General features: G+C 73.5%; 14 protein-coding genes. 8 read left to right on the top strand and 6 right to left on the bottom strand.

Annotated elements, in window-relative coordinates:
* Positions 1-13: 13 nt before the first annotated feature.
* Together ACFWFZ_RS23655 and ACFWFZ_RS23650 are read right to left on the bottom strand one after the other, a co-directional pair.
* The gene (locus tag ACFWFZ_RS23655; protein ID WP_387124793.1) at positions 14-1,453 is read right to left on the bottom strand and encodes an HtaA domain-containing protein; all 1,440 of its coding nucleotides are present in this window, start codon (positions 1,451-1,453) and stop codon (positions 14-16) included.
* Positions 1,454-1,497: 44 nt separating this feature from the next.
* Positions 1,498-2,940 (bottom strand): HtaA domain-containing protein, encoded by a 1,443-nt coding sequence (locus tag ACFWFZ_RS23650; protein WP_387124792.1) that lies wholly within the window; start codon positions 2,938-2,940, stop codon positions 1,498-1,500.
* A gap of 114 nt (positions 2,941-3,054) precedes the next feature.
* Between ACFWFZ_RS23650 and ACFWFZ_RS23645 the strand changes: the two genes are divergently transcribed.
* The 6 genes from ACFWFZ_RS23645 to efeU all read left to right on the top strand — a co-directional run bounded on the left by ACFWFZ_RS23645 (position 3,055) and on the right by efeU (position 9,855).
* Entirely contained in the window at positions 3,055-4,062 is a 1,008-nt protein-coding gene (locus ACFWFZ_RS23645) for a hemin ABC transporter substrate-binding protein (protein ID WP_387124791.1), read from the top strand.
* A 1-nt stretch (position 4,063) separates the two neighbouring features.
* Entirely contained in the window at positions 4,064-5,371 is a 1,308-nt protein-coding gene (locus ACFWFZ_RS23640; RefSeq protein ID WP_387124790.1) for a FecCD family ABC transporter permease, read from the top strand.
* Positions 5,368-6,297 carry a heme ABC transporter ATP-binding protein gene (locus ACFWFZ_RS23635; protein WP_387124789.1) on the top strand — a complete coding sequence of 310 codons (930 nt, stop codon included), beginning with the start codon at positions 5,368-5,370 and terminating at the stop codon, positions 6,295-6,297. The genes ACFWFZ_RS23640 and ACFWFZ_RS23635 overlap by 4 nt, the downstream gene beginning before the upstream one ends.
* 186 nt (positions 6,298-6,483) lie before the next feature.
* Positions 6,484-7,635, top strand: a complete 1,152-nt coding sequence (gene efeO, locus ACFWFZ_RS23630; RefSeq protein ID WP_387124788.1) for an iron uptake system protein EfeO — start codon at positions 6,484-6,486, stop codon at positions 7,633-7,635.
* Positions 7,636-7,675: 40 nt separating this feature from the next.
* Positions 7,676-8,968, top strand: coding sequence for an iron uptake transporter deferrochelatase/peroxidase subunit (gene efeB, locus ACFWFZ_RS23625; RefSeq protein WP_387124787.1), 1,293 nt, complete (start codon positions 7,676-7,678; stop codon positions 8,966-8,968).
* Positions 8,969-8,994: 26 nt separating this feature from the next.
* Positions 8,995-9,855: an iron uptake transporter permease EfeU gene (gene efeU, locus ACFWFZ_RS23620; protein WP_387124786.1), complete on the top strand. Its 861-nt coding sequence runs from the start codon at positions 8,995-8,997 to the stop codon at positions 9,853-9,855.
* Positions 9,856-9,859: 4 nt separating this feature from the next.
* On the opposite strand, the gene ACFWFZ_RS23615 is transcribed toward efeU, so the two are convergent.
* From ACFWFZ_RS23615 to ACFWFZ_RS23605, 3 genes are all read right to left on the bottom strand, one after another.
* Positions 9,860-10,435 (bottom strand): GNAT family N-acetyltransferase, encoded by a 576-nt coding sequence (locus ACFWFZ_RS23615; protein ID WP_387124785.1) that lies wholly within the window; start codon positions 10,433-10,435, stop codon positions 9,860-9,862.
* 71 nt (positions 10,436-10,506) lie between these two features.
* Entirely contained in the window at positions 10,507-11,370 is an 864-nt protein-coding gene (locus ACFWFZ_RS23610) for a PhzF family phenazine biosynthesis protein (protein WP_387124784.1), read from the bottom strand.
* 60 nt (positions 11,371-11,430) lie between these two features.
* Entirely contained in the window at positions 11,431-12,192 is a 762-nt protein-coding gene (locus ACFWFZ_RS23605; protein WP_387124783.1) for an SDR family oxidoreductase, read from the bottom strand.
* Positions 12,193-12,300: 108 nt separating this feature from the next.
* On the opposite strand from ACFWFZ_RS23605, the gene ACFWFZ_RS23600 reads away from it, so the two are divergent.
* Together ACFWFZ_RS23600 and ACFWFZ_RS23595 are read left to right on the top strand one after the other, a co-directional pair.
* Positions 12,301-13,617: a Bcr/CflA family multidrug efflux MFS transporter gene (locus ACFWFZ_RS23600; RefSeq protein WP_387124782.1), complete on the top strand. Its 1,317-nt coding sequence runs from the start codon at positions 12,301-12,303 to the stop codon at positions 13,615-13,617.
* Positions 13,618-13,675: 58 nt separating this feature from the next.
* Positions 13,676-14,698 carry a small ribosomal subunit Rsm22 family protein gene (locus ACFWFZ_RS23595; RefSeq protein ID WP_387124781.1) on the top strand — a complete coding sequence of 341 codons (1,023 nt, stop codon included), beginning with the start codon at positions 13,676-13,678 and terminating at the stop codon, positions 14,696-14,698.
* Positions 14,699-14,721: 23 nt separating this feature from the next.
* On the opposite strand, the gene ddaH is transcribed toward ACFWFZ_RS23595, so the two are convergent.
* Positions 14,722-15,609 carry a dimethylargininase gene (gene ddaH, locus ACFWFZ_RS23590; protein WP_387124912.1) on the bottom strand — a complete coding sequence of 296 codons (888 nt, stop codon included), beginning with the start codon at positions 15,607-15,609 and terminating at the stop codon, positions 14,722-14,724.
* Between the last annotated feature and the right edge of the window lie 10 nt (positions 15,610-15,619).

Below are 15,619 nucleotides of genomic sequence, written 5' to 3'. Positions count from 1 at the left end.
ATTCAAGCACGGTTCAGACCTGCGCCGTACGCCGCCTGCGCGCCAGGCGGATCGCGCCCCCGCCGGCCGCGATCACGACGGCGGAGGCGGTGAGCAGGGCCCCGGCCGGGACCTCGGCGCCGGTGTCGGCGAGGTTGCCGCCGACGGAGCCGCCGCCGGCCGAACCGCCGCCCGCGGCGGCGCCCGTACCGCCGGTGCTACCGCCGGTGGAGCCGCCCGTCGAGCCGCCGTTGGTGCTGCCGCCCGTGGACGGCAGGGTGGCGTCCTTGTCCACCGCGACGGAGAAGGTGAGCGGGTCGATGGCGTCGCCCGCCTTGTACGGGGAGCCGGTGGTGTCGTTGGCGAAGGCGGCCGCGCCTTCGGCGGTGAAGGCCGCCGGTACGGCGTTCAGCGCCAGAACGCCGTTCCTGGTCTTGTAGTCGGTCTTCGACAGGTCGAGCGTGGCGAAGGCGACTCCCGCCTTGCTGCCGGCGGCGTTCTTGACGTCGACGTACAGGGTGCCGGTCTTGCCGGTGGCGTCGACGCGGGGGTTGGCGAAGGCCATGTCGATGCCGTGGGCGGCGTAGTGGAAGCGGAGGTTGCCCTCGAAGGAGGCGTTCAGCTTCTGCTTCTTCACGTCCAGCTCACCCTTGCCGAAGGCGAAGTCGAAGAGGTCGCCGTTCTTGGCGGCGCCGCCGGCCGGGGTGATCGAGCCCGCGCCCAGCACGTACCGGCGGAAGGACTCCTTCACACCCCAGGTCAGCCTGCCGTTCCAGACCTTCTGCGTCTCGTCGGCCGGCGGGGCGGGGTCCTTGGTGGGGATGGGGGTGGGGGTGGGGGTGGGGGTCGGCTTCGCCGTGCGGGTCGGCTCGGGCGCGGGGGGCTCCTCGAACTTCAGGCTCGCGGTGAGCGGGTCGCCGGCCCTGCCCTCGTAGCCCGGGGAACCGAGCGCGTCCGCGGCCTCCTTGGTGAGGGTGGTCGCGAGCCCGGTCATCGACTGGCCGGCGAAGGCCACCGTGGCCAGCGGCACGTCCTGGGCCGTGGCACCGGACGTGGTGACGTCCGCGGTCAGCTTCCTGGTACCGGTGTCGATCCGGACGTCCGAGAGCTTGACCTCGAAGCCGTGGCCGGTGGGCGGGGCGGGCGAGGAGAAGGTGACGCTGCCCTTGAAGGCCGCCTTCACGACGTGGCCGCCGGCCGGGTCGTACTGCCCGGTCGGCTCGACGAACCGCAGGGTGCCGTCCGCGTTCTGCCGGGCGCCGTCGGCGACGGTGATGGTGCCCTTGGCCATGCCGGTCACATAGGCGCGGTAGCTCGCGAGGACGCCCCAGTCGAGGGAGCCTCCGACTATCTTCACCGGCCCGGTCGGGGGGCCGCCCGCGGCGGCGGCCGGCAGGGTGAGGGCGGTGGCGCCGAGGACGGCGGCGGTCAGGACGGCGGCCGCGAGGGAGATCGGGCGGCGGATGGACGACATGGCGGGGAACTCCTGGGAGAGGGAAGGGAAGGGAGAAGAGGGTGCTACTCGGGTGCGCCGGGGGGCGCGCCCGCTGCGGCCACCGGCCCGTCGGCCTGCGTCGCGGGCTCCGTGGCGGTAGCGGCCGTGCGCCGCCTGCGGACGATCAGGAGGGCTCCGGCGCCGGCCGGCAGCAGGACGGCCGCGGCCAGGCCGGCGTAGAGCCCGGTGTTCGGGGAGGAGCCCGACTCCGCGGCGGGGGCGGGCGCCGCCGACGGTGTGGGGGCGGGCGCCGCCGACGGCGAGGCGGTGGAGCCCAGGTCGGGCAGGGCCGGCAGCTGCGCGGTGGCGTCGAGGGCGACGGCGAGCGAGACGGGGTCCATCTCGGTGCCCGCCTTGTACAGGGAGTCGAAGGCCTGGGAGCCGCCCTCGGTGAGGGTGGCCGGGGCCTCGGTCAAGGTGACCAGCGCGCCCTCGGCCTTCAGCCCCTCGGCGTCGAACTCGACCAGCGCGACGGCGTCCTTCGTCGTGCCGGCACGCGTCACGTCCGCGGACAGCACCCCCTTGCCGTTCTCCACCTTCACGCCCACCTTGCCGAGCGTGAGGTCCAGGTGGGCGCCGGTGAACCGGACGGTGCCGGCGAAAGCGGCCTCCAGGGTGCCCTGCCGGCCGTCGTACGCGCCCCTGCCCTGCGGGAAGCGGAACAGCGCGCCGCCGTCCTGGGCCCCGTCGGCCAGGGTCCACCGGCCCTGGCCGATCGAGCCGGTGACGTACTCGCGGAAGGTACGGCGCACCCCCCAGTCGACGGCGGCGTCGGCGAAGCCGCCGGGCGCCTGCGAGGCCTGGGCCGTGGCGCTCGGCTGCGGAGCCGCCGGCGGCGAGGACGGCGGTGCCGTCTTCACGTCGGCCGACAGGGAGAGCGGGTCGAGCTGCGTGCCGGCCGGGTAGTAGCCGGCGAACGCCCGGGCGCCCTGGGCGGTGAGGGTGACCGGGATGTTCGTGAGGGTCAGCGGGGTCCTGCCACCCTTCATGTCGATCCCGCCGACACCCAGCGTCGCGAAGGGCACCTGGCTCTGGTTGCTGACCGTGCCGGTGTCCTTGGCCTTGCTGGAGACGTCCACGTACAGCGTCCCGCTGCCACCGCTGATCTTGACGGTGGGGCGGCTGACGGTCATGTCCAGCTCGTACACGCCGTCGGACTTCTGGTGGCCCCGGAAGGTGACCCCACCGGCGTACGAGGCTTCGAACGCGCCGGTCCCGGGGTCGTAGGAGCCGGCCGCCGAATGGAAGCGGAACAGGCTTCCGCCGACCGTGGCCGCTCCGCTCTTCAGCTGGAAACCGCCTTTTGCCACCGGACCGGTGACATAACTCTGGAAGGACGACTTGATGCCCCAGTCCAGCCGACCCCCCTGCACGGCGCCCGCGCGAGCGGAGGTCGCCGGGAGCAGAGCCCCCAACAGGCCCGCCAGCAGGGCGACGGTGAGCGTACGGACAGGTCTCGCGGGCATGAACGCCCCCTCCAGGATCTGGCGAGTAAGGTTAGGCTAACCTAAGCTATACCTCGGCCGGATGAAAACCCCCGGTCCCCAGAACCCCAGTCGGACGATCAGGACGGTGCCTTCGTGCCTACGCCCGCCGCGTCACACCGCTTTCCCCGTCTCGCAGTTGCCGTGGCAGCACTGGCATTCGCGCTGACGGCCTGCGGAGGTACGGCCACCCCTCCGGACCCATCCGCCCCCGCCGCCGCCCCGGACCAGGTGGAGCCACTCGCCGCGACGCCGCACCCCGCTCTGCCGGTGACCGTGGCCTCGGCCGACGGCACGCAGGTCACCGTCACCTCCGCCGACCGGGTGATCCCGCTGACCGGCAGCCTCAACGAGATCGTCCACACCCTCGGCCTCGGCAGGCAGGTCGTCGCCCGCGACATCACCGCCACGTTCGAACAAGCCGCCGCACTCCCGGTGGTGACACGCGGCCACGACGTCTCCGCCGAGAGCGTGCTCTCCCTGCGCCCCACGCTCGTCCTGGCGGAGACCACCACGGGCCCCGCCGAAGCGGTCCGGCAGATCCGCGAGGCCGGCATCCCGGTCCTCGTCGTCGCACCCGCCAAAGGGCTGGACGACGTACCGGAGCGGATCGACACCGTGGCCGCCGCACTCGGCGTCAAGGACGCCGGTACACAGCTGAACCAGCGCACCGCGGACCGAATCGCCGCCGCCCGCAGGAACGTTCCGGCTGCGGACAAGCAACCCCGGGTGGCCTTCCTCTACCTCCGCGGCACCGCCTCCGTCTACCTGCTGGGCGGCTCGGACTCCGGAGCGGCCTCACTCCTCGAAGCGGCCGGCGCGGTCGACACCGGCAAGGAGTCCGGCCTCGGCAAGGACTTCACCCCGATCACCAGCGAAGCCCTGGCGGCCGCCGCCCCGGACGCGATCCTGGTCATGTCCAAGGGCCTCGAATCGGTCGGCGGCATCGACGGCCTGGTGAAGATCCCGGGCGTCGCCCAGACCCCGGCCGGCATGGACCGCCGCGTGGTCACGGTCGACGACGGCGTCCTCCTCAACTACGGCCCCCGCACGGACCAGGTGCTCTCCTCCCTGATCACCCAGCTCTACACCAAGGGAGCCTGAGATGGCCCTTTCCCACGACTGCGCAGCGGACGGCGGTGCCCCCTCGGGCGCCGCGCCGGCTCAGCCCGCGGGGGCCGGGTGTGGGCCGGGGCGATCCCCGCAGGGCGCCGAACGCACCGCCGCCGCACCTTCCGACCCTGGGCACCGTTCGGCGCCCGAGGAGACGCCCCGGCGCGCGCCCGGCCCCACCGAAAGCCCCGCCCCCGGCGAAGCCCCCGCGACCACACCCGACCCCGCCAGGCCCGCCGCAGGGGCAGGGGCAGGGGCAGCCCCACCACGCCCCCACCGCAAGGCCCTCTGGCTCACCCTCGCCCTCCTCACGACCCTGCTCCTCCTCGCCCTGGCCTCGGCCGGCACCGGCGCCTACCGCATCCCCACCCCCGACGTACTCGCCTCCGCCCAACACCGCCTGGGCCTCGGCGGGGCACCGCTCGACCGCGTCGGCGAGAGCGTGCTGTGGAACGTACGCCTCCCCCGCGTCGTGCTCGCGCTGCTCGTCGGCGCGAGCCTCGGCTGCGCGGGCGCGCTCATGCAGGGCGTCTTCGGCAACCCCCTCGCCGAGCCCGGCGTCATCGGCATCTCGGCCGGCGCGGCCGTCGGCGCGGTCGCCGCCATCGCTCTCGGCCTCAGCTTCTTCGGCAACTGGACCATCACCGTCTGCGCGTTCGTCGCCGGGCTGGTCACCGTCAGCTCGGTCTACCTCCTCTCCCGCAACGGCGGGAAGACCGAGGTCGTCACGCTCATCCTCACCGGCATCGCCGTCAACGCCTTCGCCGGCGCCCTCATCGGCCTGTTCGTGTTCTTCGCGGACAGCGGCCAGGTCAACCAGATCACCTTCTGGCAGCTGGGCTCCCTCGCCCAGGCCACCTGGCCCAGGGTGCTCGCGGTACTCCCCTGCGCCGTCGCCGGCCTGCTCGTCGCACCCTTCTACGCCCGCCGGCTCGACCTCCTCTCCCTCGGCGAGCGGCCCGCCCGCCACCTCGGCATCGACGTCGAACGCCTGCGCCTCGCCCTCATCCTGGTCGTCGCGCTGCTGACGGCGGCCGCCGTGGCCGTCGCCGGCGTCATCACCTTCATCGGCCTGCTCGTCCCGCACCTGCTGCGCATGGCCAACGGCCCCGGCCACCGCTTCCTCGTCCCCGGCAGCGCCCTGGCCGGCGCGGTCGTCCTGGTCGCCGGCGACCTCGCCGCCCGGACCCTCGCCCAACCCGCCGAGCTCCCCCTCGGTGTCCTGACCGCCCTGATCGGCAGCCCGTTCTTCTTCTGGCTGCTGCGCCGCACCCGCCGCAAGCAAGGAGGCTGGGCGTGACCCGCACACCCCCCACCGGCACACCGCCCACCCGCACATCGCCCACCCGCACAGCCGGCGCCCTCACCCGCCTCCTCTCCCGCGGCCGCCGCACCGTCCCGGCCCGGCCGGCCCCCGGCGCGGCCCTCGCCGAGGCCGTCGACCTGCACGTCCGGCTCGGCCGGCGCGACGTACTCGCCGGCATCGGACTGACCGCCCGCGCCGGTGAGGTGCTGGCCCTGGTCGGCCCCAACGGCGCGGGCAAGTCCACCCTGCTGGGCGCGCTCGCCGCCGACCTGCCCGCCGCCTCCGGCGAGGTGCGGATCGACGGCCGCCCGGTCGGCGACTGGAGCGCCCCCGACCTGGCGTTGCGCCGCTCCGTCCTGCCCCAGTCGGCCGCACTGTCCTTCCCCTTCCCGGTGGAGGACGTCGTACGGATGGGCCGCGCGCCCTGGGCCGGCACCCCCCTGGCCGAGTCGGACGAGGAGGCCGTGGCCGCCGCGATGGCCGCCGCCGAGGTCACCGGGTTCGCCGGGCGCCCCTTCTCCGCGCTCTCCGGCGGCGAGCGAGCCCGGGTCGCGCTGGCCCGCGTACTGGCCCAGCGGGCCCCGCTGCTGCTGCTCGACGAGCCGACCGCCGCCCTCGACCTGCGCCACCAGGAACTCGTGCTGCACGTCTGCCGGGAGCGGGCCACCGCCGGGGACGCGGTCGTCGTCGTCCTGCACGACCTGGGGCTGGCCGCCGCCTACGCGGACCGGGCCGCCGTCCTGCACGGCGGGCGGATCGCCGCGGACGGCCCGCCCGCCGAGGTGTTCGAGGACGCCCTCCTCAGCCGGGTGTACCGGCAGCCCGTCGAGGTGCTCCCACACCCGCGCACGGGGGCCCCGCTGGTCGTCCCCGTACGGGCCGCGGAGGGCTTCCGCATACCGGACGGTCTGCCCTCTTGACCCCGGCTTGACCAGCCCGTGGGCTGGCCGTGGAGGGTCCGTGACACCGCCGTGTCCGGGCCCGGAACGTGAGAGTTGAATCACTGCACGAGGGGCTATGGGGCAAGTAAGGCTCGGTTAAGTTAGGTCTGCCTCACCGGCCTCTCCCCCTTGGGACGGCCCTCGCCTGACGCCCAGGAGCCCCCTATGCACCCCGCCCGCCTCACCGTCGTCGCCACCTCCGTGGTGGCCGCTCTGACCGTCGTCACCGGCTGCTCGGAGAAGAGCGGCAACGGCGGCGACGACGCGATCCGCGTGGCGGCTTCCGACAGCGCCTGCGACGTGTCGAAGACGGAGTTCCCGGCGGGCAAGGTGCAGATCGACGTCGAGAACAAGGGCTCCAAGGTCACCGAGGTCTACGTCCTCTTCCCGGACGCCCGCATCGTCACCGAGCGCGAGAACATCGGCCCGGGCACCAAGGCCTCCATCACCGCCGAGATCAAGGCAGGCGACTACGAGATCGTCTGCAAGCCCGGCATGAAGGGCGACGGCATCGCCCAGAAGGTCACGGCGACCGGCGGCCAGGCCGGCGGCGAGAAGCGCAGCCCGGAGGCGGACGCCGCCGTCGCCGCCTACCGCGCGTACGTCGTCGCGCAGGCCGAGGAGACCCTCCCCAAGGCGCAGGCCTTCGCGGACGCGGTCAAGGCCGGCGACGTCGAGGCCGCGAAGAAGGCCTACGCGCCCTCCCGCATCGGCTGGGAGCGCACCGAGCCGGTCGCCGAGTCCTTCGGCGACATAGACCCGAAGGTCGACGTCCGCGAGGACGGTCTGGAGGCCGGCCAGGACCCGGCCAAGGACTGGACGGGCTGGCACCGCCTGGAGAAGTCCCTGTGGGCCGAAAACAAGATCGACGACAACGACAAGAAGCTCGCCGACACCCTGATCACGGACCTGACCGACTGGCAGAAGAAGGTCGGCCAGGCGGAGATCACCCCCACCTCGATCGCCAACGGCGCCAAGGAGCTCCTCGACGAGGTCGCCACCGGCAAGGTCACCGGTGAGGAGGAGCGCTACTCCCACACCGACCTGGTCGACTTCAAGGCCAACGTCGAGGGCGCACAGAAGGCGTACGAGCTGCTCAAGCCGATCGCCGAGAAGAACGACCCGGAGCTGTCCAAGCAGTTGGACACCCAGTTCGCCGCCCTGAACACCCTTCTGGACAAGTACCGCGCCGACAAGACCTCCTACGAGTTCACCTCGTACGACAAGGTCGGCGAGGCCGAGCGCAAGGAGCTCTCGGACGGCGTGAACGCGCTCGCCGAGCCGCTCTCCAAGCTCGCCGCCGCGGTCGCGAAGTGACGCGCACCGGAAAGCACACGGAAAGGGACGGGAGTACACGATGACCGAGTCGGACGCGGCCGGCGGACAGCCGCAGCAGGACGGCGGCAGCCCCGCCGCGGCCTCCGGGGCCGCCCCCTCCCGTCGTGCGGTGCTCGGCTGGGGCGGTGCCGGGCTCGCGCTCGGCGCCGCCGCGGCCGGCGGTGCGGCCGCGGCCTTCGGCGGCGGCTCGGACATGGTGTCGGCGTCGGCCGCCGGCGCGGCCGTGCCCTTCCACGGCGAGCACCAGGCCGGGATCGCGAGCGCCGTGCAGGACCGCCTGCACTTCGCGGCCTTCGACGTGAAGACGAAGGACCGCGCGGAGCTGGTCAAGCTCCTGAAGGAGTGGACCGCGGCGGCCCGCCTGATGACGGCGGGCCTCCCGGTCGGCGACGTGTACGAGGGCCTGCCGGAGGCCCCGCCGACCGACACCGGCGAGGCCCTGGGCCTGAAGGCCTCCCGGCTCACCCTGACCGTCGGCTTCGGGCCGGGGCTGTTCGCCAGAGACCGTTTCGGGCTGGAGGGCAGGCGCCCCGAGGCACTGGTGGACCTGGAGCTCTTCCCCGGCGACAACCTGGACCCGGCCCGCTCCGGCGGCGACCTGTGCGTCCAGGCGTGCGCCGACGACCCTCAGGTCGCCGTGCACGCCATCCGCCAGCTGGCCCGGATCGGCTTCGGCCGGGTCGCGGTGCGCTGGTCGCAGCTCGGCTTCGGCAAGACCTCCTCGACGACGCCCGACGAGCAGACCCCGCGCAACATGATGGGCTTCAAGGACGGCACCCGGAACATCTCGGGCACCGACCGGGCGGCCCTGGACCAGCACGTGTGGGTCGGCGCGGGCGACGGCAGCGACTGGCTGACGGGCGGCTCGTACCTGGTGGCGCGCCGGATCCGGATGAACATCGAGACCTGGGACCGGACCCCGCTGCAGGAGCAGGAGGACATCTTCGGCCGCGACAAGGGCGAGGGCGCCCCCGTGGGCAGGTCCAAGGAGCACGACGAGCCCTTCCTGAAGGCGATGAAGCCGCAGGCGCACGTACGCCTCGCGCACCCGGACTCCAACAGCGGTGCGACGATCCTGCGGCGCGGCTACTCCTTCACCGACGGCACGGACGGCCTCGGCCGCCTCGACGCGGGCCTGTTCTTCCTCGCCTACCAGCGTGACGTCCGCAAGGGCTTCGTCCCGATCCAGCGCAGCCTGGCGAAGTCCGACGTCCTCAACGAGTACATCCAGCACGTGGGTTCGGCCGTCTTCGCCGTCCCGCCGGGCGTCCGCGACAAGGACGACTGGTGGGGCCGGACGCTGTTCGCGTAAGTATCCGCCGGAGAGGAAGAACCAACGTGTTCGGCAACTATCTGATCGGCCTGCGCGAGGGGCTGGAGGCCAGTCTGGTCGTCTGCATCCTCGTCGCGTACCTGGTGAAGACGGAGCGCCGGGACGCCCTGCGTCCGGTGTGGCTCGGCATCGCCATCGCGTGCGCGCTCTCGCTCGCCTTCGGCGCGCTGCTCGAATTCGGCTCCCAGGAACTGACCTTCGAGGCGCAGGAGCTGCTGGGCGGCAGCCTGTCGATCATCTCGGTGGGGCTGGTGACGTGGATGGTCTTCTGGATGAAGCGCACCGCGCGGCACCTGAAGGCAGAGCTGCACGGCAAGCTGGACTCGGCGCTCGCCATGGGCACCGGCGCGCTGGTCGCGACCGCCTTCCTGGCGGTCGGCCGGGAGGGCCTGGAGACCGCGCTGTTCGTGTGGGCGTCGGTACGGGCCAGCGGCGAGGGTTCCCCGGCGCCGCTGATCGGGGTGCTGCTGGGCATCGCGACGGCGAGCGTGCTGGGGTACCTCTTCTACCGGGGCGCCGTGCGGATCGACCTGGCGAAGTTCTTCCGCTGGACCGGCGCGATGCTGGTGGTCGTGGCCGCGGGCGTGCTCGCGTACGGCGTGCACGACCTCCAGGAGGCCCGCTTCCTGGGCGGCCTGAACGACCGGGCCTTCGACGTCAGCACGGCCGTGCCGCCGGACAGCTGGTACGGGACCCTGCTCAAGGGAGTCTTCAACTTCCAGCCGGACCCGACCGTCCTCCAGCTGACCGTGTGGGCGCTGTACGTGGTCCCGGTGCTGGTGCTGTTCTTCGCCGAACGCGGTGGCCGCCGCCCGGCGAGCGCGGCCGCGCCCTCCGAGGCGCCGGACGCCACCCCCGCCGCCTGACGGTTCACCAGAGCCGGTCGATGCTCCCGGGGTGGAGCGGGACGCGCACGCCGGTGAAGGCCTCGCGGTCTCCGGCGGGGGCGTCGGTGAAGAAGGCCGCCATCACCGCCTTGTCGAAACCCGGGGCGTCGGTGGCCAGCGGCTCCTCGGGGGTGCCGCCGACGAGGACCGTGCCGGCCAGCGGTGCGAAGCCGGCCGCCTCGTAGAACGGCGCGAGGGGCCGGTCGCAGCTGAACAGCGCCAGGTCCACGGCCGGGTCCGCCGCCAGTTCCGCCCGGGCGGCGGCCACCAGCCGGCCACCGAGCCCCCGCCCGCGCACCGCGGTCCGCGTCACGACGGCGCTCAGCCCGGCGGCGCGGTAGGTGCGGCCGCCGAGCCGGATCTCCTTGCGGAGCAGCGACAGGGCGGCGGCGACCGTCCCCTCGTCGTCGACGAGCAGGAGAGTGCGCGGCGCGAGCGCCGGGTCGTGCCCCGGGGTGGAGCCCGGCCAGGCCTCTGCTTCCAGGTCGGCCACCTGGACCGCCAGCGCGGCGGGCACGTCGGCCTCGGCGAAGCCGACCACCCGCAGATCCGCGCCCACTCGTGTGCTCAGCCTGCCGGGGCTCCGTCCCGGGCCCCGCTCCTCGAACGCCGGAGGGGCTGCTTCGGCGCTCACGGGATGCGGACCGCCGTGCCGCCCACGCGGACGCGGGGGTCGCCTGCGCGCAGTTCCACCGTGAGGACGCCCGGGCGGCCCATGTCCGCGCCCTGGTGGAGGGTCAGCTCGGCCTCGTCCGGGACGAGGCCGAGCTCGCGGGCGTACGCGCCGAAGGCGGCCGCCGCGGCGCCCGTCGCCGGGTCCTCGACGACGCCGCCGACCGGGAACGGGTCGCGTACGTGGAACTCCGCCGGGCCCGCGCGGTGCACCAGCTGGACCGTGGTGAGGTCCAGGCGCCGCATCAGCGCCTCCAGCCGGGCGAAGTCGTAGTCGAGGTCCGCGAGGCGGGCCCGGGTGGCGGCGCCGAGCACCAGGTGGCGGGCTCCGGCGTAGGCGATCCTCGGCGGGAAGGCCGGGTCGAGGTCGGCCTGCGGCCAGTCCAGCGCGGCGAGGGCCTCGGCGAGGTCGGCGGCGCCGATCTCCTCGGTGTGCGGCTCGACGCTGGTCAGCGTGGCCCGCGGACGGCCGCCCTCGTCGGTGACGGACACCGGCACGGTGCCCGCCCGGGTGGCGAGGAGGAGCTCACCGGGCCCGATCCGCTCCGCGAGCGCGACGGCCGTGGCGATGGTGGCGTGGCCGCAGAAGGGCACCTCCGCCTTCGGGCTGAAGTAGCGCACCGTGAAGGAGCGGCCCTCCTGCCCGCCGAGCCCCTCGGGCGGGCCGGTGAGGAAGGCCGTCTCGCTGTAGCCCAGCCCGGCGGCGATCTCCAGCATCGCGGCGTCGTCCAGCCCGGAGGCGTCGAGCACGACCCCGGCGGGGTTGCCGCCGTCCGGGTCGCCGGAGAAGGCGGTGTAGCGCAGTACCTCGGTATCGGTCATGCGGTCATGATCGGCGCCCGCCCCGCGCGGTGGCAACGGAGATCCAGGGGAGGGACGGGCTCAGCCGCGGCCGATGTACGGCATGGACGTGGCCATCACCGTCGCGAACTGCACGTTCGCCTCCAGCGGCAGCTCGGCCATGTGCAGGACCGTGCGGGCGACGTCGGCGGCGTCCATGACCGGTTCGACGGCGAGCTGCCCGTTGGCCTGGATGATGCCGGTCTGCATCCGCTCGGTCATCTCCGTCGCCGCATTGCCGATGTCGATCTGGCCGCAGGCGATCCGGTACGGGCGCCCGTCCAGCGACAGGGACTTCGTCAGCCCGGTCACCGCGTGCTTGGTCGCGGTGTAGGCGATCGAGTTCGGGCGGGGCACGTGGGCGGAGATGGAGCCGTTGTTGATGATGCGGCCGCCCTGCGGGTCCTGCCGCTTCATCTGCCGGAAGGCGGCCTGCGCGCACAGGAAGGCGCCGGTCAGGTTGACGTCCACGACCGAGCGCCAGGCCTCGTAGGTGATGTCCTCCAGCGGGACCCCGCCGGGCCCGAAGGTGCCCGCGTTGTTGAAGAGCAGGTCGAGGCGCCCGTACCGGGCGCGCACTGACTCGAACAGCCGAGTCACGTCGTCCGGGTCGCTCACGTCGGCCCGTACGCACAGCACGTCGGCGTCGGTCCCGGCCGCGGCGGCGGTCTCCTCCAGCGGTTCGGCCCGGCGGCCGGCCACGGCCACGGCCCATCCCGCCGCGGCCAGGGTCAGGGCCACGGAGCGGCCGATGCCGGAGCCCGCGCCGGTCACCACGGCGGTCTTCTTCGTACGTTCGTCCATGGGGCCGCAGGGTACGTCACAGCGCGCTCCGGTCCCCGGACGTTCCGATTGCTGAGAGCATGGGTCGGTCAGGGGTGCATAAGAGCAGATGAGAAGACTGGAGTTCGCATGTCGGAGAGAGGCCCCGCGACGGCACCCTCGCACGACTCGTCGCCCCGATCGCCCTCCGCGTCCACCACCGCGCCCCTGAAGGCGGCACGCCGTACGAGCCTGCTCGTCACCTTCATACTCGGCGGGCTCACCGCCCTCCCGCCGCTCTCCATGGACATGTACCTGCCGGCGCTGCCGCAGGTCACCGACGCCCTGAAGAGCCCCGCCGCGACGATCCAGCTGACCCTCACCGCATGCCTCGCCGGCATGGCCCTCGGCCAGCTCGTCATCGGCCCGATGAGCGACAGGTGGGGCCGGCGCCGCCCGCTGCTCGCCGGTATGGCCGTCTACGTCCTGGCCACCGCGATCTGCGCCCTCGCCCCGACCGCCGAGCTGCTGATCTCCTTCCGGCTGCTCCAGGGACTGGCCGGGGCCGCCGGTGTCGTCATCGCGCGCGCCGTCGTACGCGACCTGTACGACGGCGACGAGATGGCCCGTTTCTTCTCCACCCTGATGCTCATCTCCGGGGCCGCCCCGATCGTCGCGCCGCTCATAGGCGGCCAGGTGCTGCGCTTCGCCGACTGGCGGGGGGTCTTCGTCGTCCTCACCGGCGTCGGCACCATCCTCACCCTGATGGTCTGGCGCGGCCTCGGCGAGACCCTGCCGCCCGAGCGGCGGCACACCGGCGGCGTCGGTTCCGCGCTGCGGACCATGCGCGGCCTGCTCGGCGACCGGGTCTTCACCGGCTACACCCTGACCGGCGGCTTCGCCTTCGCCGCGCTCTTCGCGTACATCTCCGCCTCCCCCTTCGTGGTGCAGGAGATCTACGGGGCCTCGCCCCAGACCTTCTCCCTGCTCTTCGGCCTGAACTCCGTCGGCCTGATCCTCGTCGGCCAGATCAACGGCAAGCTGCTGGTCGGCCGGGTGAGCCTGGACAAGGTGCTGGCCGTCGGGCTCGCGATCGTCGCGGCCTCCACGGTGTCCCTGCTGCTGATGGCGACGGGAGTCTTCGGCGGGGTCGGGTTGACCCCCATCGCCACAGCGCTGTTCGTCCTCATGTCCGCGATGGGCATCGTGCTGCCGAACACCAACGCGCAGGCGCTGATGCGGACCCCCCACGCGGCCGGATCGGCCTCCGCGCTGCTGGGCACCTGCTCGTTCCTGGTCGGCGCGGTCGCGTCGCCGCTGGTGGGGATCGCGGGCGAGGACACGGCCGTTCCGATGGCCCTGGTGCAGCTGGTGTGCGCGGTGCTCTCGGCGAGCTGCTTCCTGGCCCTGTGCCGGCCGTGGCAGAAGCGGGACGCGCAGGCCGCGCCCGTCCCAGCCGGGGAGTGAGCCGAGGGGCCGGGCCCTCGCGGACGGTCCCGGCCCCGGCCCACATTAAACTCGGCAGGTGAACGCCTCCGCCCCCACCACCGCCGAGACCCTCCGCAGCACGCTCGGCGGGCTGCTCGACGGACTCCCGCCCAAGCAGGCCACGGCCGCCGTCGAACGGCTCATCGCCAACTACCGGGGGCGGACCCCCACCGACGCGCCCGTACTGCGCGACCGCTCGGACGTCGCGGCGTACGCGGCCTACCGCATGCCGGCCACCTTCGAGGCCGTACGGGCCGCCCTGGAGGCCCTCGCCGAGGCGGCACCCGACTGGGCTCCGGGCTCGCACGTGGACGTCGGCGGCGGAACCGGCGCCGCGACCTGGGCGGTGGACGCCACCTGGGACGGCCCGCGGCAGACCACGGTCCTGGACTGGGCCGAACCGGCGCTGGCCCTCGGCCGGGAGCTGGCGGCGGCCTCCACCTCGCCCGTGCTGCGCGGCGCCGAGTGGCGGCGGGCCGTCATCGGCGCCGGGATGGCCGTCCCCGACGCCGACCTGGTGACGGTGTCGTACGTACTCGGCGAGCTGACCGCGCAGGCCCGCACGGCCGTCGTCGCCGAGGCGGCGCGGGCGGGCCGCGCGGTGGTGCTGATCGAGCCGGGCACGCCGGAGGGGTACCTGCGCATCCGCGAGGCCCGCGACCAGCTGATCGCGGCCGGGATGCGGGTCGCCGCGCCGTGCCCGCACGACGGGACCTGTCCCGTCGAGGTCGGCCAGGACTGGTGCCACTTCTCGGCGCGGGTCAGCCGGTCCTCCCTGCACCGGCAGGTCAAGGGCGGCTCGCTCCCCTACGAGGACGAGAAGTTCAGCTACGTCGCCGCGACCCGCTTCCCGGTGGAGCCGGCCGCCTCCCGGATCACGCGCAGGCCGCAGATCCGCAAGGGGCTGGTCCTGCTGGAGCTGTGCGGTCCCGAGCAGGGCGACGGGGCAGGCCTGACCCGGGTCAACGTGACCAAGCGCCACGGCGGCCTCTACAAGGCCGCTCGGGACGCCGACTGGGGCCAGGCCTGGCCGCCGCCCTCGGACGACGAGGCCTCCTAGGGTCCTGCCGTGACCGCAGGACCCTACGGGCGCAGCTCCTGGGTGCAGCACTTCACGCTGCCGCCGCCCTTGAGCAGTTCCCCGAGGTCCATCGGGATCGGCTCGAACCCCCGGTCGCGCAGCGGGCCGAACAGCCCGGTGGCCGCCTGCGGGAGCAGCACGTGCCGGCCGTCGGACACCGCGTTCAGGCCGAGGGCGGCCGCGTCCCGGCCGTCGGCGATCAGCGCGTCGGGGAAGAGCCGCCGCAGCACGCCCTGGCTGCCGGGCGAGAAGGCGTCGGGGTAGTACATGACCTCGTCGCCGTCCAGGACGCTGAGCGCGGTGTCCAGGTGGTAGTAGCGCGGGTCCACCAGGTCGAGGCCGATGACGGTGCGGCCGAAGAACTCCTGGGCCTCGGAGTGCGACAGCGGGCTGGAGCGGAAGCCGCGGCCGGCGAGGATGTAGCTCGCCGTGACGGCGAAGTCGCCCTCGCCCTCGTTGACGTGGGCGGGCTCGTGGACGTCCTGGTAGCCGCGGTCGCGGAACCAGTCGAGGTGGATCCGGGCCTCGGGGCCCCGTTCCGGGTGGGCGAACCGGGCCCCGAGGACCCGGCCGTCGACCACCAGCGCCCCGTTCGCCGCGAACACCATGTCGGGCAGCGCGGGATCGGGCACGAGGGTCTCGACGGTGTGGCCCAGGGACAGGTACCGGTCCCTGAGGTCCTCCCACTGCGCCTGGGCGAGGGGCAGGTCCACCGGTTTCGTGGGATCCATCCACGGGTTGATGGAGTACGTGACCCTGAAATGTGCGGGTGGGCACATCAGGTAGCGCCGGGGTGTGGCGTCTCTGCGCAAAGAAGGCTCCTCACGACTTTCACGACTCGGGACGAGTGCGTGGAAGGAATCGTCTCTCCTGGGACCGGTACGACGCAGTGGACCGATG

This window comes from Streptomyces sp. NPDC060232 (assembly GCF_042726555.1).
Taxonomy (GTDB): Bacteria; Actinomycetota; Actinomycetes; order Streptomycetales; family Streptomycetaceae; genus Streptomyces.
The sequence above is the reverse complement of the archived record's forward strand: the minus strand, read 5'-3'. Positions and strand labels throughout refer to the sequence as shown.

What these genes read in the sequence shown, in the direction of transcription:
- ACFWFZ_RS23655 (WP_387124793.1), bottom strand. Translation starts at nt 1,453, where the DNA reads ATGTCGTCCATCCGCCGCCCGATCTCCCTCGCGGCCGCCGTCCTGACC.
- ACFWFZ_RS23650 (WP_387124792.1), bottom strand. Translation starts at nt 2,940, where the DNA reads ATGCCCGCGAGACCTGTCCGTACGCTCACCGTCGCCCTGCTGGCGGGC.
- ACFWFZ_RS23640 (WP_387124790.1), top strand. Translation starts at nt 4,064, where the DNA reads ATGGCCCTTTCCCACGACTGCGCAGCGGACGGCGGTGCCCCCTCGGGC.
- efeO (WP_387124788.1), top strand. Translation starts at nt 6,484, where the DNA reads ATGCACCCCGCCCGCCTCACCGTCGTCGCCACCTCCGTGGTGGCCGCT.
- efeB (WP_387124787.1), top strand. Translation starts at nt 7,676, where the DNA reads ATGACCGAGTCGGACGCGGCCGGCGGACAGCCGCAGCAGGACGGCGGC.
- ACFWFZ_RS23610 (WP_387124784.1), bottom strand. Translation starts at nt 11,370, where the DNA reads ATGACCGATACCGAGGTACTGCGCTACACCGCCTTCTCCGGCGACCCG.
- ACFWFZ_RS23605 (WP_387124783.1), bottom strand. Translation starts at nt 12,192, where the DNA reads ATGGACGAACGTACGAAGAAGACCGCCGTGGTGACCGGCGCGGGCTCC.
- ACFWFZ_RS23600 (WP_387124782.1), top strand. Translation starts at nt 12,301, where the DNA reads ATGTCGGAGAGAGGCCCCGCGACGGCACCCTCGCACGACTCGTCGCCC.